Annotated in this window: 2 protein-coding genes; both read right to left on the reverse strand. The window is 70.5% G+C overall.

Translation table 11 applies throughout. From position 1 onward, the window contains the following. Positions 1–16,368: non-ribosomal peptide synthase/polyketide synthase (locus tag ACI2K4_RS35900; protein ID WP_404517595.1), on the reverse strand; the 16,368-nt coding region annotated here is incomplete at its 3' end. A 61-nt stretch (positions 16,369–16,429) separates the two neighbouring features. Next, positions 16,430–24,745 (reverse strand): amino acid adenylation domain-containing protein, encoded by an 8,316-nt coding sequence (locus ACI2K4_RS35905; RefSeq protein ID WP_404517596.1) that lies wholly within the window; start codon positions 24,743–24,745, stop codon positions 16,430–16,432. Positions 24,746–24,847: the final 102 nt, after the last annotated feature.

Genomic DNA, 24,847 nt, shown 5'->3' on the forward strand with positions numbered 1-24,847 from the left:
CGCGTCGCCCAGCAACTCCGCCTGCCACAGCGTGTAGTCGGCGTACTGCACGGACAACGGCGCCCACACGGGAGCGTCACCGGCGGCGCGGGCCCTGTACGCGGTCGACACGTCGTGCGCCAGTGGGCCCAGCGACCAGCCGTCACCGGCGATGTGATGCATCACCATCACGAGTACGTGCTCGTCGGCGCCGGTCCGGAACAGATGTGTGCGTAACGGGATCTCGCCCGCCAGATCAAACCGGTGTTTCGCGGCCGCGGTCACCAGACGAGTCAGGTCGGTCTGCGGAACCTGCCCGGCGTCGACGACCGTCAGCAGGTCACCGATGCCGTCCGCGATCCGCTGGTAGGGGCGGCCGTCGACGGTGGTGATCACCGTACGCAGGACCTCGTGCCGGCCCACGACGTCGTGGAGTGCGGCGTGCAGGGCGTCCGTGTCCAGCGGACCGGTCAGCCGCAGGGCCATCGGGATGTTGTAGGTCGCCGACGGACCCTCCAACTCGCCGAGGAACCACAGCCGCTGCTGGGCGAACGACAACGGCACCAGTTCGGGCCGCTGGGCCGGCGTCAGCGGGGGGCGCGAGGCGCTGGAGGCGGCCAGCCGGTCGGCGAGTCCGGCGACGGTGGGGGCCTCGAACAGCGCCCGGATGGGCAGTTCCACGCCGAGGGTGGCGCGGACGCGGCTGACCAGGCGGGTGGCGAGCAGGGAGTGGCCGCCGAGTTCGAAGAAGTTGTCGTCAATCCCGACCTGGGGTAGGCCGAGCACGTCGGCGAAGACCGCGCACAGGATCTCCTCGTGCACGTTTGCCGGGCCCCGGCCGGTGACAACGGCACCGTAGTCGGGGGCGGGCAGCGCTTCTCGGTCCAGCTTGCCGTTGACCGTGAGCGGGAGTGCGTCCAGTTCGACGATCGCCGCCGGGACCATGTAGTCCGGCAGCAAAGCGGCGACGTGGGCACGCAGATCAACGCCGCCGGACCCGGGCACGACGTAGCCGACCAGGCGTTTGTCGCCGGGCTGAGCCTCACGCACCACCACCGCCGCCTGAGCCACCACCGGGTGGGAAACCAGCGCCGCCTCGATCTCGCCCAACTCGATCCGGAAGCCACGAATCTTGACCTGGTGGTCGGTCCGGCCCAGATATTCCAACTGCCCGTCGGCGTTCCACCGGGCCAGGTCACCGGTGCGATACATCCGCTCACCAAGCCGACCATGAGGGTTGGCGACAAACCGCTCAGCGGTCAACCCAGGCCGATCAAGGTAGCCCCGGGCCAGACCAGCCCCGGAAATGTACAACTCCCCCGGAACACCGACCGGCACCGGCCGCAGAGCGGCGTCCAGGACGTACACCCGGGTGTTGGCGATCGGTTCTCCGATGTACGGGATCGCACCGTCGGCGCTCAGCACCCCCATCGTCGTGCAGATCGTCGACTCCGTTGGGCCGTACGCGTTGACCAGGCGACGCCCGGCCGACCACCGACCGACCAGATCCGGCCGCAGCGACTCGCCGGCACTCACCAAGGTCGTCACCGTGGGCAGGCTGTCCGCCTCGAGTTCGGCCAGCACGACGGGCGGCAGGGTCACATGGGTAACCCCGGCGGCGGCGATGAGACGAGTCAGCGACGGGCCGCCCGCGAGATCCTCCTGAGCCGCCAGGACAAGGCCGCCCCCGCTGCAGAGGGTCACGGCGATCTCGGCGGTCGCGGCGTCGAAGCTGGGCGAGGCGAACTGCAAGACACGGCTCGCGGCCGTGACACCGAACCCCTCCGCCTGCGCGAGGATCAGACTGGACAAGCCCTGATGAGTCACGACGACACCCTTGGGACGGCCGGTCGAGCCCGACGTGTAAATGACATAGGCGGGATGACCGACCAACAACGAACTGCCGCGTTCGGTATCGGTCAGATCATGGTCGGGATAACCCGTCAGATCCGTACGCGACAACCGGATCACATCGCTACCCGGCAACCCGTCCGGCCCGGCCTCGTCGGTGACAAGTACCGCCGGCCGAGCGTCGCCGAGCATGTAGGCGATCCGATCCACCGGATAACGCGGATCGATCGGCAGGTAAGCCGCCCCCGCCTTCACCGCCGCCAGCATCGCGACGACCAGATCAACCGACCGCGGCAACACCAACGCCACGACCACCTCCGGCCCGACACCCCGCTCCACGAGCAGGCGAGCAAGCTGGTTCGCCCGAGCATTCAGATCCGCGTACGACACCTCAACGTCACCGAACACCACAGCGGTCGCACCAGGAGTACGAGCCACCTGACCCTCAAACAGATCAGACAGCGTCCCCGCCGGAACACCGCGAGCCGTGTCGTTCCACTCCCCCAGCACCCGCCGCCGCTCCTCGACACCCAGCACATCGACGCGGCTCACCGGGACGTCCGGGTCGGCCGTCACCGCGTTCAGCACCTCGACAAGCCGCTCGACGAGCAAAACAACGGTCGCGCGGTCGAACAGATCAGCGGCGAACGTGACGATTCCGTTCACACCGGCGGCACCACCGTCGGCGTCGAACTCCTCACCCAGGACGAAGGACAGGTCGAAGACCGGGTTGTCGCCGACCTCGATCCTCTCGATGCCCAGCCCGGGCAGGTCGAGCGTGGCCGGCGCGACGTTCTGCACCACCAGCATGATCTGGAACAGCGGGTGGCGACCCGCGGACCGTACGGGGGCAAGATCTTCCACCAGCCGCTCGAACGGCAGGTCCTGGTGGGCGAACGCGTCGAGGCTCTCGTCGCGGACGCGGTGCAGCAGGTCGCGGAACGTGGGGTCGCCGGAGAGGTCGGTGCGGATGACGAGGGTGTTGATGAAGAAGCCGACGAGTTGGTCGAGGTTCTCGTCGGTGCGCCCGGCGACGGGGGTGCCGATGGGAATGTCGGCGCCGGCCCCCAGTCGGGAGAACAGGGTCGCCAGGGCGGCGTTGAGCACCATGAACATGGTGACGCCTTCGGCGCGAGCCAGTGCGGTCAGCCGCTGGTGCAGCCCGGCGCCCAGGTTCAGGCCGGACGTGTCGCCCCGGTGAGTGGCGGTCCGGGGCCGGGGACGGTCGGTTGGCAGGGCGAGTTCTTCCGGCAGCCCGGCCAGCCTCTCCCGCCAGTAGGCGAGCTGGGTGTGGTGCAGGCTGGCCGGGTCGTCCGGGTCGCCGAGCAGATCACGCTGCCAGAGGGTGTAGTCGGCGTACTGGACCGGCAGGGGATCCCAGACCGGAGGCCGGCCTTCGGCGCGGGCCGTGTAGGCGGCCGACACATCTCTCGCCAGGGGAACCAGCGACCACGCGTCGGCGGCGACGTGGTGCACCACGATCGCCAGTACGTGCTCGCGCGGGTTCAGCCGGAAGAGCCAGGCCCGCAGCGGGATGTCGGTGCGCAGCTCGAACGCCGAGCGCGATACCCGCACCAGCTCCGCACGCAGGTCCGCCTCGTCGACGTCGATCAGCGGCACGTCGAAGGAGATTGACTCCGGGGGGAGGACCATCTGCTGAGGCGGGCCGTCGGGGGCCGGGAAGACGGTCCGCAGCACCTCGTGCCGTACGAGGACGTCGCGCAGGGCAGCGCGGGTCGCCTCGACGTCCAGGTCGCCGGTCAGGCGCAGGGCCACCGGGATGTTGTAGTTGGCGTTCCCGCCCTCCAACTCCCGCACGAACCAGAGCCGGGTCTGGGCGAAGGACGGCGGCAGGATGTCCGGCCGGGACCGGGGCGTCACCCGAGGCCGTGTCTCCCGCACTTCCCCCAGCCGAGCCGCAAGCCCCGCGACCGTCGGGCTCTCGAACAGGGCCCGGACCGTGACCTCCGCACCGAGCACCGTACGGATGCGGCTGACCAGCCGCACGGCGAGCAACGAGTGGCCGCCGAGGTCGAAGAAGTCGTCGTCCACGCCGACGTACGGCAGGCCGAGGATGTCGGCGAACACCTGGCACAGGAGTTCCTCCCGCAGGGTGCGCGGCCCCCTGCTTCCCTCGGTCATCTCGTACGCGGGCACGGGCAGCGCCTGGCGATCGAGCTTGCCGTTCGCGGTGAGCGGGAGGGTGTCCAGCACCACCACGGCCGTCGGCACCATGTAGTCGGGCAGCAGACCCGCGACGTGGGCGCGGACGGTGGTGCCGTCCACCCCGGACGCCGCGACGACGTAGCCGATGAGGCGTTTGTCCCCGGGGCTCTCCTCGCGGACGAGCAGAGCGGCACGCGTGACCGCCGGATGGGAGGTGAGGGCGGCCTCGATCTCGCCGGGCTCGATCCGGAAACCGCGAATCTTGACCTGGTCGTCGGCCCGGCCGAGGTATTCGAGCTGGCCTTCACCGGTCCAGCGGGCCAGGTCACCGGTGCGGTACATGCGCCGGCCGGGCGGACCGTAGGGGTTGGCGACGAAGCGCTCGGCGGTCAGGCCCGGACGGTGGAGGTATCCGCGGGCGAGTTGGGCGCCGGCCACGTACAGCTCGCCGGGGGTGCCGGGCGGAACCGGCCGCAGAGCCGGGTCGAGCACGTAGGTCTGGGTGTTCCACATCGGCCGGCCGATGGGGGTGATCCCGGGCCCGCTGTCGCCTGCGGTCTCCACGGGGTTGTCGGTGCAGCCGACGGTCGTCTCGGTCGGTCCGTAGTGGTTGACGACGGGCACGTCCGGGTGGTCTTGGTGCCACTGCTGGAGTTGCTCCGTGCGCAGGGGTTCTCCGCCGAGCATGAGCTGCCCGGTGGGTGCCCACGTGCCGGGCAGGGTCTGGAGGAACGCCAGGTGGCTGGGGGTGGCCTTGAGGAAGGTGATCTCGTGGCCGGCGAGCGTGGCGGGGAGCGTTTCGTCCCAGTCGACGACGTGGAGGCGTCCGCCACTGGTCAGCGCGCCGTAGAGGGCGGTGACGCCGAGGTCGAAGGCGATCGACGCGTGCAGCAGGGTGCTTCCGCTCAGATGCGGGTAGGCGTGCCAGGTGCGGGCCACGTAGTTGACGACGCCCTGGTGGGTGACGGCCACACCCTTCGGCCGTCCGGTGGATCCGGAGGTGTAGATGACGTACGCCGGGTTCGCGGGCAGTAGCGAGCCGTGGTCGAGGGCGCCGGCGGGCAGGCCGTCGAGGACGTCCGCCGTACGCGGGTCGTCGAGGACGAGCCGGGTGACGTTCCCCTCGGGGTGAACGGCTTCCGTGGTGACCAGAAGCGCCGGCCGTGCGTCGGTGAGCAGGTAGGCGATCCGCTCGGCGGGGTGGTCGGGGTCGATGGGCAGGTAGGCGGCGCCCGCCTTCAGCACGGCCAGAACGGCGACGATGAGGTCGGTCGAGCGGGGCAGCGCGAGCGCGACGACCTGTTCGGGGCCGGCGCCGTAGGTGACCAGGAGTCGGGCGAGCTGGTTGGCGCGCGCGTCGAGGTCGGCGTAGGAGACCTCGGCATCCTCGAACACGACGGCGGTGGCGTCCGGCGTACGGGCCGCCTGCGCCTCGAACAGCTCCGGCAGCGTCGTCGCCGGAACCTCACGCGCCGTGTCGTTCCACTCCTCCAGCATCCGGTGGCGTTCGTCCGGGCTGAGCAGGTCGATGCCGCCGACGGGCCGGGCGGTGTCGGCGGACACGGCGCGGAGGAGCCGGACGAGCCGTTCGACGAGGGTGACAACCGTGCCGCGGTCGAAGAGATCGGTCGCGTACGTGACGACGCCGGTCAGGCCGTTCGGGCGGCCGTCGGGGGCGAAGGCATCCTGGAACTGGACGTCGAGGTCGAACTTGGCCGGCTGGTCGCCGCTCGGCAGCAGGGCGGCGTCCAGCCCCGGCAGGTCGAGGACGGGCGCCGTGGTGTTCTGCAGACCCAGCATGACCTGGAACAGCGGATGGCGGGCCATGGACCGGGCCGGGGCGAGGTCTTCCACCAGCCGTTCGAACGGTACGTCCTGCCGGGCGAGGGCGCCCAGGCTCTGCTCCCGGACCCGCCGCAGCACCTCCCGGAAGGACGGGTCGCCCGACACGTCGGTACGGATCACCAACGTGTTCACGAAGAACCCGACGAGCTCGTCCAGGCTCTCGTCGGTGCGACCGGCCACCGACGTGCCGATCGGGATGTCGGTTCCCGCGCCGAGGCGGGAGAGCAGGGTCGCCAGGGCGGCGTTGAGCACCATGAACATGGTGACGCCCTCGGCGCGGGCCACGGCGCTGAGCCGCTCGTGCAGGGCGGCGTCGAGGTGCAGGCGCGCGGTCCCACCACGGTGGGTGGCCACGGCGGGCCGGGGCCGGTCGACGGGGAGCGCGAGCTCCACCGGCAGGCCGGCGAGTGCCTCGCGCCAGTAGGCCAACTGCGCGCTGTGCGGGCTCGCGGGGTCGGCCACGTCGCCGAGCAGGTGACGCTGCCAGAGTGCGTAGTCGGCGTACTGGACCGGCAACGGTTTCCAGGCGGGGGCGTGGCCGCTCGACCGGGCGGTGTACGCGGTGGAGATGTCCCGGGCCAGCGGAGCCAGGGACCAGCCGTCGCCGGCGACGTGGTGGAGCACCAGGACCAGGACGTGGTCGCGTGGCGCCACCGCGAACAGCCGTGCCCGCAGCGGGATCTCCCGGGCCAGGTCGAACGCGTGCTGAGACTCGTCGGCCACGGCCTGCTCGAGCCCGCCTTCCGGCACCTCGGTCACCGGCAGGCGGAGATCGATCACCGCCGGGTCGAGGATGTGCTGTTCCGGCGTGCCGTCGACGCTCACGAAGACCGTGCGGAGAGCTTCGTGCCGGCCGACGACGTCGGTCAGGGCGGTCCGCAGGGCGTCGCGGTCGAGGTCCCCGGTGAGGTGGAGAGCCATCGGGATGCTGTAGAGACCGGACGGCCCCTCCAGTTCACCGAGGAACCACAGGCGTTGCTGGGCGAAGGAGAGCGGCACCGTCGCGGGGCGTGGCCCGGCGGTCAGCCTCGGGCGGGCCGTCTCGGAATCCGTGACGTACGGCGCGAGTCCGGCCACGGTGGGGAATTCGAACAGGGCCCGGATCGGGATCTCGGCCCCGAGGGTGGCGCGGATGCGGCTGACCAGGCGGGTGGCCAACAGGGAGTGGCCGCCGAGGTCGAAGAAGTTGTCGTCCACCCCGACCTGCGGGACGCCGAGGACGTCGGCGAACGCCTGGCCGAGAAGGTGTTCCTGGAGGGTACGTGGCTCCCGGCCCGGGCTCGGGGCGGTGTGGTCGGGGACGGGCAGGGCCGCACGGTCCAGCTTGCCGTTGACGGTGAGGGGAAGCGCGTCCAGCACCACCACGGCGGCGGGTAGCAGGTGGTCGGGCAGCAGCCGGGCCACGTACTCCCGGACGGCCCCGCCGGTCACGCTCGCGACGACGTAGCCGACGAGGCGCTTGTCGCCGGGCTGATCCTCGCGGACGACCACGGCGGCCTGGGTGACAGCGGGGTGACTGGTCAGGGCGGTCTCGATTTCGCCGGGTTCGATGCGGAAGCCGCGGATCTTGACCTGGTGGTCGGTGCGGGCGAGGTATTCGAGCTTGCCGCCGGCGGTCCACCGGACCAGGTCTCCGGTGCGGTACATCCGCTCGCCGGGCCCGTCGAAGGGATCGGCGACGAACCGCTCCGCGGTCAGCGCGGGCCGGTCGAAATACCCCTGAGCCAGTCCGGCCCCGGAAACGTACAACTCCCCGGCCATCCCCGGCGGCACCGGCCGCAGTGCGGCGTCCAGGACGTACAACCGGTCGCCGGAGACCGGTCCGCCGATCGGCACGGAACCGTCCTCGACCCGCTCCACCAGGTGCCAGGTCGCGAACGTCGTTGTCTCGGTCGGCCCGTACACGTGCAGCAGGTGCTTCGGCGCGGCCAGTTCCAGGACCCGCCGTACGCTCAGCGGGTCGACCGCCTCGCCGCCGAACAGCAGGTACCGCAGGCGTCCGAGCCCCTCGGGTGACTCCGCCGCCAGGCGGTTGAACAGCGCGGTGGTGACGAACATGGCGGTGATCCCGCTGCGTTCGATCCGCGCCGTGAGCCGTTCGGGAGACAGCAGCACCTCGCGGTCGACGCCCACCAGGGTCGCCCCGTTCACCAGCGCACCCCAGATCTCGAACGTGGCCGCGTCGAACGACACCGACGACGCCTGAGCAACCACGTCGCCGGCGCCCAGTGCGACATAGTTCGCCTGCCGTACGAGACGGACGACCGCCTGCTGCGGCACGACCACCCCCTTGGGGCGTCCCGTCGAGCCGGAGGTGTAGATCACGTACGCCGGGTGGGCGGCCAGTGGCCGGAAGGACAGGTTCTCGCCGTCGAGGTTCTCGAGCTCGGCGATCGTGGCCGGATCGTCCACCACCACGTGCTTTCCGGGTACCTCCGCACGGACCCGGGCCTGATGCGTGACCAGCAGAGCCGGCCGGGCGTCGGCCAGCATGGAAGCGATCCGGTCAGCCGGATAGGTCGGGTCGATCGGCACGTACGCCGCCCCGGCCTTCACCGTCGCCAGCAGCACCACCACCAGTTCGGCCGAGCGTTCCGTCATCACCGCCACCCGGTCCTGCGGCCGGACGCCGTGCGCGATCAGGAGCCGGGCCAGACGGTTCGCCCGATCGTTGAGCTGCGCGTAGGTCAGCGTGATGTCGTCGAACTCGACCGCCGTCGCGTCCGCCCCGCGGGTCACCTGGGCCTCGAACAACTCGGCCAGCGTGGCCTGCGGCGCGTTCCGGCCGGTGTCGTTCCATTCGACGAGCACCTGCCGGCGTTCGACGTCGCTGAGGAGGTCGATGCCGGTGACCGGAGATGCGGGGTCCGTGGCCACGGCGTCGAGCAACCGGATGAACCGCTGGACGAGGGTGTCCACCGTGGAACGGTCGTACAGGTCGGCCGCGTACGTGATGGTGCCCGTCAGCCCGTCGCTGTGCGTCTCGCGAAGCTGCAGGTCGAGGTCGAACTTGGCCGGTAGATCCCCGGCGGGCAGCAGACGGCTGTCCAGGCCGGGCAGGTCGAGTGCCGGGTCGGCGGTGTTCTGCACGGCGAGCATGACCTGGAACAGCGGATGGCGGGCCAGGGACCGGACGGGGGCGAGGTCCTCCACCAGCCGGTCGAACGGCACGTCCTGGTGGGCGAGGGCGCCCAGGCTCTGCTCCCGTACCCGCCGCAGCACCTCCCGGAAGGACGGGCCGCCCGACACGTCGGTACGGACCACCAGGGTGTTCACGAAAAGCCCGACGAGGTCGTTCAGGCGCTCGTCGGTGCGTCCCGCGACCGGGGTGCCGATCGGGATGTCGGTGCCGGCCCCCAGGCGCGAGAACAGGGTCGCCAACGCGGCGTTGAGCAGCATGAACATGGTGACGCCTTCGGCTCGGGCCAGCGCCGTCAACCGGGTGTGCAGGTCCGCGCCGATGCGGAGGCCGGCGGTGCCGCCACGGTGGGAGGCCACCGGCGGCCGGGGGCGGTCGGTGGGCAGCGTCAGCTCGTCCGGCAGACCGGCGAGGGTCGCACGCCAGTAGGAGAGCTGCGTGCCGTGCAGGCTGGTGGGAGCATCCTCGTCGCCGAGGAGCCCACGTTGCCAGAGCGTGTAGTCGGCGTACTGGATCCGAAGGGGTTCCCAGACCGGCAGCCGGTTGTCGACCCGGGCGGCGTACGCGGTGGAGATGTCCCGGGCCAGCGGTGCGAGAGACCATCCGTCACCGGCGACGTGGTGGAGGACCACGACCAGGACGTGCTCCCGCGGCGTCACCGTGAACAGCCGTGCCCGCAACGGGATCTCGCGGCTGAGGTCGAAGGCGCGTACGGCTTCTTCCTGGACGGCCTGAGTGATCTCGCCCTCGCGTACGTCGCTGACGGGCAGCCGTGGGTCGATCGTCTCCGCGTTGAGGATGCGCTGGCTGGGCGAGCCGTCGACGCTCGGGAACACGGTGCGGAGGACCTCGTGCCGGGCGATGACGTCGTGGATCGCGGTGCCGAGGGCCTCGGGGTGGAGGTCCCCGGTGAGCCGCACGGCGATCGGGATGTTGTACAGCCCGGGATGTCCTTCGAGTTCGCCCAGGAACCACAGCCGTCGCTGGGCGAACGACAGGGGGACAACCTCGGGGCGCGAACCGGCGGTCACCTCCCGGCGCGCTGTCCCGGCCTCGGCCAGACGGTCCACGAGTCCGGCGACGGTGGGGGCCTCGAACAGGGCCCGGATGGGCAGTTCCACGCCGAGGGTGGCGCGGACGCGGCTGACCAGGCGGGTGGCGAGCAGGGAGTGGCCGCCGAGGTCGAAGAAGTTGTCGTCGACCCCGACCGACGGCAGGCCGAGCACGTCGGCGAACATCCGGCCCAGGAGCTGTTCCTGCGGGGTTCGCGCTTCCCGGCTCTCGCCGGTCGTCCCGTACGTGGGCGCGGGAAGGGCGTTCCGGTCAAGCTTGCCGTTGACCGTGAGCGGAAGCCCGTCCAGGCCGACGATCGCCGCCGGCACCATGTAGTCCGGCAGCAGGGCGGCGACGTGGGCGCGCAGATCAACGTCTTCGGCCCGGGGGACGACGTAGCCGACCAGGCGTTTGTCGCCGGGCTGGTCCTCGCGCACCACCACCGCCGCCTGGGCGACCGCCGGGTGGGAGGCCAGCGCCGCCTCGATCTCGCCCAGCTCGATCCGGAAGCCACGGAGCTTGACCTGGTGGTCGGTACGGCCGAGGTATTCCAGCCGCCCGTCGACGGTCCAGCGGGCCAGGTCACCGGTGCGGTACATGCGTTCGCCGGGTCGGCCGTAAGGGTTGGCGACGAAGCGCTCGGCGGTGAGGCCGGGGCGGTTCAGGTAGCCGCGCGCCAGGCCGGCGCCAGTGATGAAGAGCTCGCCGGGGACGCCGGGGGCGACGGGCCGCAGTGCGGTGTCCAGCACGAACACCCGGGTGTTGGCGATGGGAGCGCCGATGTGCACGTCGGCGTCAGGGGTGAGCCGGGCGATGGTGGCGCAGACGGTGGTTTCGGTGGGTCCGTACGCGTTGACCAGGGTGCGGTCGGTCGCCCAGGGGGTGACCTGGTGGACCGGGAGGGCTTCGCCCGCGGTGATCAGAGTCGTGAGGTGGGGAAAGGCGTGGGGGTCGAGATCCGGTAGGACGGCCGGGGGAAGGGTGGCGTGGGTGACGTGCTGGTCGGTGACGAGGCGGGTCAGCGCCGGGCCGGGGACGAGGTCGTCGCGGGTGGCGGCGACGAGGGTGGCACCGGTGCAGAGGGTCACGGCGATCTCGGCGGTCGCGGCGTCGAAGCTGGGCGAGGCAAACTGCAAGACACGGCTCGCGGCCGTGACACCGAACCCCTCCGCCTGCGCGACGCGCAGACTGGACAAGCCCTGATGAGTCACCACGACACCCTTGGGACGGCCGGTCGAGCCCGACGTGTAAATGACATAGGCGGGATGACCGACCAACAACGAACTGCCGCGTTCGGTATCGGTCAGATCATGGTCGGGATAACCCGTCAGGTCCGTACGCGGCAGCCGGATCACATCGCTACCTGGCAACCCGTCCGGCCCGGCCTCGTCGGTGACAAGTACCGCCGGCCGAGCGTCGCCGAGCATGTAGGCGATCCGATCCACCGGATAACGCGGATCGATCGGCAGGTAAGCCGCCCCCGCCTTCACCGCTGCCAGCATCGCAACGACCAGATCAACCGACCGCGGCAACACCAACGCCACGACCACCTCCGGCCCGACACCCCGCTCCACGAGCAGGCGAGCAAGCCGGTTCGCCCGGGTGTTGAGTTCCGCATACGACACCTCAACGTCACCGAACACCACAGCGGTCGCACCAGGAGTACGAGCCACCTGACCCTCAAACAGATCAGACAGCGTCCCCGCCGGAACACCGCGAGCCGTGTCGTTCCACTCCCCCAGCACCCGCCGCCGCTCCTCGACACCCAGCACATCGATGTCACCGAGCGGCGCATCCGGTGCCGTCTCCAGTGCGGCGACCACCCCTTCGCCGACGGTCTCCATCATGGCGCGCAGAAGGTCGGGTGACCCGGGCGCGACGACCTGAGCCGTGAGGACGAACCCGTCGCCGGTGTCGTCGACGATCATCCCGACGGGGTAATTCGTTCGCTCCCGCAGGAACAGCACCTCCACGCCGGCAAGCTCGGCACGGGCCGGCTCGGAGGTGCCGTGACGGTAGTTCAGCAGCGAGGTGAACAGCGGGGTGTCCCCGCGTACCCCGCTCGTCCGCTGGGCCAGCGCGAGGGGCGCGTGCTCGTGCAGCAGCAACTCGGCCAGCTGGTTCTGGACGGCGCGTACGGCGTCGCGCGTGCCGGCGCCACCGACGCTGACGCGGACCGGGAGGGTGTTGATGAACAGACCGACGGCTCGCTCGGCCCCCGCCCCCATCCGTCCGAACAGGATCGTCCCGAAGACCACGTCGTCCTGGCCCGAGGTCGCGGCCAGCACCCGGGCCCACATGACGTGGAACAGCGTCGCCGGGCTCACGCCGAGACGCCGCGCCTGCTCACGGAGCCGCCCGGAGAGTTCCGGGCTCAGCCGGGCGGTGGACTCGGTGGCGCCGGTGCCGTCCCCTCGGATGTTCACCAGCCCGAACGGGGCGGTCGGCTCAGTGATGGTGCCCAGCAGGCGCCCGAAGTACGTCTCGTGTTCCCGCTGGGACACCTGGCCCCGGGCCTGGGCGACAACCTCGCGGTACGGCGAGGGCGGCGGCAGTTCGTCGCCGCGCCCGTCGAGGTACGCGTGCACCTCGCCGAGCAGGACGTCGAGCGCGGTGTGGTCCTGGATCAGGTGGTGGACCTGCACCAGTGCGAGCCATCGGTCGCTGCCCGGCTGCGCGGCCACGTGCAGACGAATCAGCGGAGCATCGCTGACGGTCATGGACGCGGGGCATGCCGCCAGCAGCCGGGCAACCAGCTCGTGGTCGTCGGTCGCGGCGTCGCCGGCGAGCACAACTTTTCGCACCGGCAGCTCGGCGCTCCGCAGCACCACCTGCACCGGTTCGGGCAGACCTTCCCAGAGCACCGCGGTTCGCAGGATGTCGTGCCGGTCCACCACCTTCCGCAGGGCGGCCACGAACTCGTCGAGCCTGTTCCGCGAATCGAAGCGCAGAACGGTGGGCAGCACGTACACGTCCTCATCGGTGGCCCCACCGCCCATCAGGTGGTGGAAGAGGATGCCCTCCTGAAGCGGGGCGAGCGGGTAGACGTCCGCCACGTTCGCGGCCCCGCCGGGTACGCGAGCGGTGATCTCGGCGGTGTGCCCTGGGTTCAGGTCGACCAGGGGAAGCATGTCCGGCGTGATCACCTGGGCGCCGACCGGGATGCGGTTCGCCGGAACCCGCACCTCGGCTCGGCCGGTGGTCGCCGCGAGACCGGCCACGGTCGGCGTGGTGAACAGGGACCGCACGTCGATCGACAGACCACGAGCGCGCAGCCGTTCCACCAGCGTCACCGCCAGCAGCGAGTGCCCGCCGAGGTCGAAGAAGTTGTCGTCCACCCCGACGTGCGGCCGGCCGAGGATCTCGGCGAAGGCGTCGCACAGGATCTCCTCCCGGGCGGTGCGCGGCCCCCGGCTGGTCTGTCCCGTCGGGTAGTCGGGCGCGGGCAGGGCGGCCCGAGCGAGCTTGCCGTTCACCGTGACGGGCAGGGCGTCCAGGACCACCACGGCCGAGGGCACCATGTAGTCGGGCAGCAGCCCGGCGACGTACGTGCGGATGGCGGTACCGTCGAGGTGGCTGTGGGAGACGACGTAGCCGACGAGGCGTTTGTCGCCAGGCTGGTCCTCCCGGACGACGACGGCAGCCTGGGTGACGGCCGGGTGGGCGGCCAGAGCGGCCTCGACCTCGCCGAGCTCGATGCGGAAGCCACGGATCTTGACCTGGTCGTCGGTGCGGCCCAGGTACTCCAGCCGCCCGTCGGAGTTCCAGCGGGCCAGGTCGCCGGTACGGTACATCCGCTCGCCGGGCCCGCCGTGCGGGTCGGCGATGAAGCGCTCGGCGGTGAGGCCGGGCCGATCGAGGTAGCCGCGGGCGAGCTGCACGCCGGCAAGGTAGAGCTCACCGGGTACGCCGGGCGGCACGGGCCGGAGGGAGACGTCCAGAACGTAGGCGCGGGTGTTCCACACCGGTCGGCCGATGGGCACGGTCGGGTCGTCACCGGTCAGGTGCGAGGCGTGGGTGACGTCGATGGACGCTTCGGTCGGGCCGTACAGGTTGTGCAGCGGGGTGTCGAGCGTACGGAGGAAGTGGTCGCGCAGATCGGGAGTGAGGGCTTCGCCGCTGCACAGGACGGCGCGCAGGGTGGTGCAGTCGGCGGCCGAGGGTTCGGTGAGGAATGCCTTCAGCATGGAGGGCACAAAGTGGCTGACGGTGACGTGCCGGGTTCGGATGAGGTCGGCCAGGTAGGCGGGGTCGCGGTGCCCGCCGGGGCGGGCCACCAGCAGGACCGCGCCCTGTAGCAGGGGCCAGAAGAACTCCCAGACCGAGACGTCGAATCCGAACGGGGTCTTCTGCAGCACCCGGTCCGAGGCGTCGATCGGGTACTGGTGCTGCATCCATTCCAGCCGGTTCACCACCCCCTGATGCGGTACGGCGACCCCCTTGGGCCGCCCGGTCGAGCCCGACGTGTAGATGACGTATGCCGGGTGCGCCGGCAGCAGCACACCGAGGCGGTCACCGTCGCCGAGGTCGGTCGACGACAGGCCGTCGAGGGTGCGGGTCGTGTCCGGGTCGTCGAGAACGAGGGCCCGCGCCGTCGCGCCGGCGGGGAGGTGCTGGCGGAGAGCACCGGTGGTGACGACAACGGTGGGCCGGGCGTCGGAGAGCAGGCGGGCGGTCCGTTCGGCGGGGTGGTCGGGGTCGACGGGCAGGTAGGCGCCGCCGGCCTTCAGCACCGCCAGGAGGGTGACGACCAGGTCGGCGGAGCGTTCGAGGTGCACCCCGACGAGGGACTCCGGGCCGACACCCCGGTCGGCCAGGAGGCGGGCGAGCCGGTTGGCGCGCGCGTTGAGCTCGGCGTAGGACACGTCGGTGTCCTCGAATATCACCGCCGCCGCGTCGGGGGTGCGAACCACCTGGGCTTGGAACAGTTCGGGCAGCGTCGCCGCCGGGACGTCGTGCGCGGTGTCGTTCCACCCGATCACGACCTGCCGGTGTTCGGCCGGGCTGAGCAGGTCGAGGTCGTCAACGGGCCGTGCCGGGTCGGCGGTCACCGCGTCCAGCACCCGGACGAACCGCTCGGTCAGCGTCCGTACGGTGTCGTGGTCGAACAGATCCGCCGGGTAACCGATCCCACCCATCAGGCCGGTCGGGACGCCACCGGGGCCGAACGTCTCCCGGACCGAGACGGACAGGTCGGCCCGAGCCGGGGCCTCCCGGCTCGCCAGCACGGTGACTTCGAGGCCGGGCAGCGACAGGACCGGTTCGACGTTGTCCTGCACCGCCAGCATGACCTGGAACAACGGCTGACGGGCCAGTGACCGGGCCGGCGCCAGGTCCTCCACCAGTCGCTCGAAGGGCAGTTCCTGATGGGTGAGCGCGTCCAGATTCCGTTCGTGGACCCGGGCCAGCACCTCGCGGAAGGACGGGCGTCCCGACAGGTCGCCGCGGATCACCAGCGTGTTCACGAAGAAGCCGACCAGCTCGTTCAGCGCGACCTCGGTGCGCCCGGCCACCGGCGTGCCGATGGGGATGTCGGTGCCGGCGCCGAGACGGGAGAGTGTGCTGGCGAGCGCGGCATGAAGCACCGCGAACATCGTCACGCCCTCGGCCCGGGCCAGGGCGGAGAGCCGCCGGTGCAGGTCGGCCGGGATGTCGAGATCCACGCTGCCGTTGCGGTGGCTCGGCTGGGACGGGCGCGGACGGTCGAACGGCAGGGGAAGTTCCTCCGGCAGGCCGGCCAGAGCCTCCCGCCAGTAGGACAGTTCCCGGTTCAGGAAGCTCGCCGGGTCGTCCTCGCCGCCGAGAAGGTCACGCTGCCAGAGGGCGTAGTCGGCGTACTGGATCGGGAGTGGTTCCCAGGTGGGGGCGTGGCCGTCGACCCGGGCGGCGTACGCGGCGCAGACGTCCCGGGCCAACGGCGCCAGCGACCAGCCGTCACTCGCGATGTGATGGGCCACCAGGAGCAGCACGTGGTCCCGTGGGCCCACCGCGAGCAGGCCGGCTCGCAACGGGATCTCCCGGGTGAGGTCGAACGGGCGGGTGGACTCGTCGGCAACCACCCGCGCGATCTCGTCCTCCGTCACGTCGATCACCGGTAGCCGCAGGCCGGCGTCGTGCGCGGTGAGGATCAACTGCTGGGGGACACCGTCCTCGGTCGCGATCAGCGTGCGCAGCGACTCGTGCCGCTCGACCAGGTCCACCAGCGCCGCGTGCAGGGCCTCCTGGTGCAGGTCACCGGTGAGTCGCAGAGTGATCGGGAGGTTGTACATCCCGTTGGGTCCTTGCAGTTCGCCGAGGAACCACAACCGCTGCTGGGCAAAGGACAGAGGAATCATCGGAGCTCTCTACGACGGGAGACGGAATTGAACGGGTGACGGCGTGAAAGGGGGCGACGGGCTAGCGCGGCCGGGGACGCAGGACGGGCCGGCTGTGCGTCTCCGGGCCCAGTCGCTTCGCCAGTCCGGCGGGAGTGGGCGTTTCGAAGATCGCGCGGATCGGGACTTCCCGGCTGAGGGTGGCGCGGATGTGACCGGCGAGCTGGGTGGCGAGCAGGGAATGCCCGCCGAGATCGAAGAAGTTGTCGTCCACTCCGACCTCGGGGACGCCCAGCACCTTCGCGAAAATGCCGCAGAGGGCCGCTTCCTCGGCCGATGCGGGTTCCCTGCGCTCCTTGAGGTCGGCGAAATCGCGCGCAGGGAGGGCGGAACGGTCCAGCTTGCCGTTCACCGTTACCGGCAGCGCGTCCAGCACGACGATTGCCGAAGGGACCATGTACTCCGGCAGAAGCGCCGCGGCATGGGCCCGGAGAAGACTGCCCGCCGCCCGGAACGCGCTGACGTCCTCGGCGGACAACTCTCCGGCGGGCACGACGTAGCCGGTGAGGCGTGGGTCGCCGGGCTGGTCCTCGCGGACGATGACAACGGCCTGACCGACGGCCGGGTGAGCGAGCAGAGCGGCCTCGATCTCACCGAGTTCGATCCGGAAACCACGAATCTTGACCTGGTCATCGGTACGACCCAGATACTCCAACTCCCCGTCCGCGTCCCACCGAACCAGATCACCCGTACGGTACATCCGCTCACCCGACCCACCGTACGGATTCGCGACAAACCGCCCAGCGGTCAACCCCGGCCGGTCCAAATAACCCCGAGCCAACTGCACACCGGCCAGATACAACTCTCCGGTCACACCCGCAGGCACCAGCCGCAACGCAGCGTCCAACACGAACACCTGCGTGTTCCAGACCGGGCGACCAATCGGCACGACAGTCCCGGAACCCGGTTCACAGGCGTGGGCGGTGACATCGATAGACGCCTCAGTCGGCCCGTACAGATTGTGCAACGGAACACCGAACGCCCCGGCGAACCCATCCCTCAGCTCAGCCGACAAAGCCTCACCACTGGCCACCACAGCCCGCAACGACGGTAAAGCCCACCCCGAAGCCACCGACACGAAAACCCGCAACATCGACGGAACAAAATGAGCGACAGTGACCCGCTCACGTTGGAACAACTCCGCCAGATACTCCGGGTCACGATGTCCACCCGGACGAGCCACCACCAAAGTCGCACCCTGCACAAGAGGCCAGAAGAACTCCCACACCGACACGTCAAACCCGTACGGCGTCTTCTGCACAACCCGATCACCCGCAGTGAGCCGATAAGCGTGCTGCATCCAGGCAAGCCGGTTCACCACCCCGACATGCGGCACAACCACCCCCTTCGGCCGACCAGTCGAACCGGACGTGTAGATGACGTAGGCGGGGTGACCGGGCAACAACCCCACACCCAAGCCAAGATTCCCCACCGCCAGCCCGTCGAGCTCAGCCACGATGGTGTCGTCGTCCAACACCACCCGTGCCACATGTCCAGGCAGCAGGCCCTCGAATGCACGAGTGGTCACCACCAGCATGGGCGAAGCATCATCCAGGACATAAGCGACCCGGTCCGCCGGATACTCCGGATCGACCGGCACATACGCCGCACCAGCCTTCACCACCGCAAGCAAAGTGATAACAAGCTCCAGTGAACGATCCATCACGACCGCCACCCGACGCTCCGGGCCCACACCACGCACCACCAACAGCCGCGCGAGCCGATTAGCCCGACCATTGAGCGAGGCGTAGGTAAGCCGAGAACCCTCGAACACCACCGCGTCCACACCCGGGGTCCGCGCCACCCGCGACTCGAACAACTCCGGAAGCGTCACCGCAGCCACATCACGAACGGCGCCGTTCCAGTCGGCCAGCAGGCGGCGCTCCTTGTCGTCCAGAACCTGGATCTCCCGCAGCGGCCGCCCCGGATCCTTTTCGAGAGCCGTGACGAGATCCTCGACCGCGGTGTGCATGAAGGCACCAACCGAGCGCGGATCGACCGGGGCCACCGCTTGGATGGTGAAGGTGAACAGGGGGTCCTGGTCGTTGACCGCGAATTCCAGCGGGTAGTTGGTGCGTTCGTGCCCGTGCAGCAGCTCGACCCCGTCGGGCATCGGCGCGGTGGTGTCCTCGCTGTGGCGGTAGTTGAACAGCGTGGTGAACAGCGGTGCCCGAGCAGGCAGGCCGCTGGCCCGCTGGGCCAGGATGAGCGGTGCGTGCTCGTGCACCAGCAGGTCCGCGAGCTGCCGCCGCACGGCGTCCACGGCGTCACGCACACTCACCGAGCCGACGTCGAGGCGGGCGGGCAGCGTGTTGACGAACAGGCCGGGCACCCGATCGGCACCGGTTCCGGCGTTCATCCGACCGAACAGCACGGTGCCGAACACCACGTCATCCCGACCAGAGGTGGCCGACACGACGCGCGCCCAGGCGACATGGAACAACGTCGCCGAGCTGACACCCAGCAGCCGCGCCTGCTCCCTCAGCCGCCACCCCACCTCCGCGTCGAGGCGCATCCGCACCTCGGACACGCCGCGACCGTCGCCGTGCACATCCAACAGACCGTACGGCGCCGTCGGCTCACCCACGTCCCCCAGCAGGTCCGCGAAGAACCGCTCGTGCTCCCGCGCCGAGATCGTGAGCCGTGCCCGCGCGACGAACTCGCGGAACGGCAGCGGTGCCGGCAGGGTGTCTCCGTTCCCGGCGAGGATCGCGCGGATCTCCTGGAAGACCAGGGCGAGCGACGTACGGTCCTGCACGAGATGGTGCACTTCGAGTAGGACGTACCACTGGTGGTCGTCGGGGTCCTGCGCGACACCGGCCCGCAGCAGGGGGGCTCGCCGGACGTCCATCGGCGCGGTGCGCGTGGCCAGCAGGCGGTCCACGACGTCCCTGCCCGCCAGCCGGAGGGTCTCGACGGTGACCGGGGCGGCGCGCAGGACGACCTGGGCGGGCTCCCGGAGCCCTTCCCACAGGAACGCCGTACGCAGGATGTCGTGCCGGTCGACCACCTGCTGCACGGCGGCGAGAACGGCGTCCACCCGCTGCCGGGAGTCGAAGCGCAGGATGTACGGGAGCGTGTAAAGGTCGCTGCCGTTCTCGCCCTCGAGCAGGTGGTGGAAGAGGATGCCCTCCTGGAGCGGCGCCAGCGGGTAGATGTCAGCGATGTTCGCCGCGCCGCCGGGCACCTCCGCGATGATCACGGCGATCTCCTCCGCCGTGAGGTCGGCCAGCGTCACCATCTCCGGAATGATCGACGTGGCGCCGGAGGGGATGCCGTTGGCCGGCAACGCCACCTGCGGAGTGCCCTGCAGCGCCGCCAGACCGGCCACGGTCGGGCTGGTGAACAGCGTCCGTACGTCCACCGCGACACCCGCCGCCCGGGCCCGCTCCACCAGCGTCACCGCCAGCAGGGAGTGTCCGCCCAGCTCGAAGAAGTTGTCGTCGACCCCGACGGAGGGTACGCCGAGCACCTCGGCGAAGAGCGCGCACAGGATCTCCTCGGGCACCGTCGACGGACCGCGCCCGGTGATCCCGGCGCGGTAGTCCGGAACCGGCAGCGCTTGCCGGTCGAGCTTGCCGTTGACCGTCAACGGCAGTTCGTGGACCGCCACGATCACAGCCGGGACCATGTACTCGGGCAGTACCCGAGCCGAGTGGGCGCGCAGCTCCGTGACGTTCGTATCACCGGCCGCCACCACGTACCCGGCCAGGCGCCGGTCGCCCGGCCGGTCCTCCCGCACCACCACGGCCGCCTGGCTGACGGACGGGTGGGTGAGCAGGGCGGCCTTGATCTCGCCGAGTTCGATCCGGAAGCCGCGGATCTTGACCTGGTCATCGGTACGGCCCAGGTACTCCAACTGCCCGTCGACGTTCCACCGGGCCAAGTCCCCCGTACGGTACATCCGCTCGCCCGGCCCGCCGTACGGGTTGGCGACAAACCGCTCAGCGGTCAGCCCCGGCCGGTCCAGATAGCCCCGGGCCAGTTGCACACCGGCCAGGTAGAGCTCGCCCGGCACCCCGACCGGCACCGGCCGCAACGCCGCGTCCAGCACGAACACCCGGGTGTTCCAGACCGGGCGGCCGATCGGCACCCCACCGGCGGCGCCGACCAGCGGTTCACAGGTGAAGGCGGTGACATCGACGGCGGCCTCGGTCGGACCGTACAGGTTGTGCAGCGGGATCGGCAGCACCGCGTGGAACTGGTCGCGCAACGGGGCCGGCAACGCCTCACCGCTACAGACCACGGCCCGCAGGGAGGTGCACTCGCCGCTGGTCGGCTCGGCGACGAACATCTCCAGCATCGACGGCACGAAGTGGGCGATGGTGATCTGCTCGCGCTGGATCAGCCCTGCCAGGTAACCCGGGTCGCGGTGACCGCCCGGGCGGGCCACCACCAGCGTCGCCCCTTCGATCAGCGGCCAGAAGAACTCCCACACCGACACGTCGAACCCGAACGGCGTTTTCTGCACCACCCGGTCGTCCGGCGTCAAGCGGTAGGCGTCCTGCATCCACGCCAACCGGTTGACCAGGCCCCGGTGGGCGACGGTGACGCCCTTGGGACGTCCGGTGGACCCCGAGGTGTAGATCACGTACGCCGGGTGATCGACGAGAAGGCGACGGGTGCGGTCGCCGTCCTCCACGTCTGCCGGGGACAGGCGGCCGAGGGCGGCGGTCAACTCCGGGTCGTCGAGGACGAGGCAGGGGACCTGTACGTCGTTCGCCGGGTTCAGGGCACCGGTCGTGAGCAGGAGGGCGACTCCGGCGTCGGCCAGCAGACGGGTGATGCGGTCGGCCGGTTGGTCGGGGTCGACCGGAAGGTAGGCGGCGCCGGTCTTGAGAACGGCCAGCAGGGCGACGACAAGATCGGCCGAGCGCTCCAGGAGGACCGCGACGAGGCTCTCGGGTCCGGTGCCTCGGTCGGCCATCAGACGGGCGAGCCGGTTCGCCCGTGCGTTCAGGTCGACGTACGAGAGCCGTACGTCTTCGAAGACCACGGCGGTGGCGTCGGGGGTGCGGGTGACCTGCGCCTGGAAGAGGTCCGGAAGCACAGCCCCGGACACCGTGTGCCCGGTGTCGTTCCATTCCGTCAGTACGGCGTGACGCTCGTCCGGGCTGAGCAGGTCGAGGTCCGTGACGGACCGGGCGGGGTCGGCGGTCACGGCGTCGAGGATCCGAACGAACCGGTTGGCCAGCGAGGCCACCGTGTCGTGGTCGAACAGGTCGGTGGCGTAGACGACGGAGCCGGCCAGGCCGCCGGCCTCGGTCTCGGTCTCGGTTCCGGTTTCGCGGAACTGGAAGTCGAGGTCGAACTTCGCGGGCTGATCACCTGTTTCCAGGAGGTCGGTTTCGAGGCCGGGGAGGGCGAGGCTCGCCGGAGCGGTGTTCTGCAGGGCGAGCATGACCTGGAACAGGGGGTGGCGGGCCAGGGACCGGGTGGGGGCGAGGTCTTCCACGAGTCGTTCGAACGGCAGGTCCTGGTGGGCGAAGGCGTCCAGACCCCGTTCGCGGACGCGATGCACCAGTTCGCGGAAAGACGGTTCACCGGAGACATCGGTGCGCAGGACCAGGGTGTTCACGAAGAACCCGACCAGTTCGTCCAAACTTTCGTCGGTACGGCCCGCCAGAGAGGTCCCGATGGGGATGTCGGCACCCGCGCCCAGCCGGAAGAGCAGGGTGGCCAGCGCGGCCTGCAACACCATGAACACGGTGACGCCTTCGGCACGGGCCAGGCCGGTGATCCGCTGGTGGAGTTCGCCGTCGATGCGCAGGTCGACGGTGCCGCCGCGGTGGCCGGCCACCGGTGGCCGGGGCCGGTCGGTGGGCAGGACGAGTTCCTCCGGCAGGCCGGCGAGGGCCGCCCGCCAGTAGTCGAGCTGGTGGTCGAGGACGCTTGCCCCGTCGCGGTCTTCGGCCAGGAGGTCGCGCTGCCAGAGGGTGTAATCCGCGTACTGGACCGGAAGCGGTTCCCAGGCAGGCGCCTGGCCGTTGACGCGGGCGGTATAGGCGGCGGAGATGTCGCGGGCGAGTGGCGCGAGGGACCAGCCGTCGCCGGCGATGTGGTGCAGCACCAAGACCAGAACATGTTCCCGTGGGGCCACGACGAACAGCCGCGCCCGCAGCGGGAGTTCCTTGGTGAGGTCGAAGGGGCGACGTGCTTCCTCAGCCGTGGCCCGCGCCAGCTCATCCTCCGGCATCCGCTCCGGGGAGAGTGGCAGGTCGATCGCCTGATCGCCGAGAACACGCTGCTCGGGTGTGCCGTCAGCGACTACGAAGGCGGTACGGAGGACCTCATGGCGGGTGACGACGTCGGTGAGAGCGGTTCGCAGGACAACCGGATCGAGGTCACCGCTGAGACGCACGGCGATGGGGATGTGGTAGAGCGCGGACGGTCCTTCGAGTTGTTCCAGGAACCAGAGGCGTTGCTGGGCGTACGACAGCGGCACCGATTCGGGCCGCGGCCTGGCGGTCAGCGACCGGCGTGCGGCGTCGGCGCCGGTCTCGTCGAGACGCAGGGCCAGCCCGGCGACGGTGGGGGTTTGGAACAGGGCGCGAACCGGGATCTCGGCCCCGAGAGCGACGCGGATGCGGCTGACCAGGCGGGTGGCCAGCAACGAGTGGCCGCCGAGGTCGAAGAAGTTGTCGTCCACCCCGACCTCCGGGAGGCCGAGGATGTCGGCGAACGCCTGGGCGAGGAGCTGCTCCTGGAGGGTCCGCGGCTTCCGGCCCGGGCTCGTGGGCGTGTAGTCAGGGGCGGGCAACGCCCGACGATCCACCTTCCGGTTCACCGTCAGCGGCAACGCGTCCAGTTCGACGATCGCCGCCGGCAGCATGTAGTCGGGCAGCAGAGCGGCGAGGTGGGCACGCAGGTCGGCGCCATCGGTCCGGGGGACGGCGCCGACGCTCCGGGGGACGACATAGCCGACCAGGCGTTTGTCGCCGGGCTGGTCCTCGCGCACCACCACCGCCGCCTGTGTCACGGCCGGGTGGGCGAGCAGGGCGGCCTGGATCTCGCCGAGCTCGATCCGGAACCCGCGGACCTTGACCTGGTCATCGGTGCGGCCGAGGAATTCGAGCCGACCCTCGGTGTCCCACCGGACCAGGTCACCGGTCCGGTACATCCGCTCCCCCGCCGCCCCGTACGGGTTCGCCGTGAACCGCTCCGCCGTCAGCCCGGAACGACCCAGATATCCGCGCGCAAGCTGAACACCGGCCAGGTACAACTCCCCCGCCACCCCGGCCGGCACCGGCCGCAACCGCTGATCCAGCACGAAGGCGCGGGTGTTCGCGGTCGGACGGCCGATCGGCGGTGTGCGGCCCCGCGAGGGCGCCGCACACCGCATCAGCGTGGCCTGGATGGTCGTTTCCGTCGGCCCGTAACTGTTGAGGAACTCTCGGCCGGCGCTGACCCACCGCTCGACCAGACCCGCCTCCGGCGCTTCTCCCCCGACCACGAGCAACCGCAGCTCCGGCAACCGCGCCGGGTCCAGCAACCGCGCCACCCCCGGCGTCACGTGCGCCACCGTCACGCGTTGCGCCCGCATCAAGCCTTGCAGGCGCTCCAGGTCGACCCGATCCTCATCGGCGGCGAGCACAAAAGCCGCACCCGAGGTCAGGGTGACAAAGATGTCCTGCACCGACACGTCGAAGCTGAACGCCGTGGCCCCCAGCACCCGTGAACGCTCGTCGATTCCGTACTCCGGCGTGACGGCGGCGATGTTGTTGGCGAGCGAACGATGGCTGACCACCACGCCCTTGGGGCGCCCCGTGGATCCCGAGGTGTAGACGACGTACGCGGGATGGTCGAACGACCGTGGGCGGCGCCGCTCCCCGTCGGACAGGTCATGTGCGGCGCGACCCGACAGGTTCTGCCGCACCAGGGGATCGTCGAGGGACAGGCGAGCCACGTCGACGTCCCGCAGACGCTCCCCCGTCCCATCGTCGGTGACGAGGATCGAGGGCTGCGCCTCGGACAGCACGCCGGCGATGCGATCGACCGGGTGGCCTGGATCGATCGGCAGGTAGGCGGCTCCCGTCTTCTGCACGGCCAGGATGGCGACGACGAGGTCGACCGAGCGAGGGAGTGCGAGCGCGACGACCTGCTCGGGCTGCGCCCCGCGCTCAACCAGGACGCGGGCGAGCCGGTTGGCGCGGGCGTTGAGTTCCGCGTACGGCACGTCGATGCCGTCGAACACCACGGCCGGTGCCGAGGGCGTACGGATGGCCTGTGTTTCGAACATCTCCGTGACCGTGCTCCGTGGCACCGGACGGGTGGTGTCGTTCCACTCCACGAGGATGCGCTGCTGTTCGGCCGGGCTGAGGATGTCGATGTCGCTCACCGGGACGGACGGCTGTGCGGTGACGGTTTGCAGGACCCGGGTGAATCGTTCGGCGATCCCGGTCGCGGTGTGGTGGTCGAACAGGTCGGTGGCGTACGTGAT

This window comes from Micromonospora sp. NPDC050397, from assembly GCF_044901685.1.
GTDB lineage: Bacteria > Actinomycetota > Actinomycetes > Mycobacteriales > Micromonosporaceae > Micromonospora_G.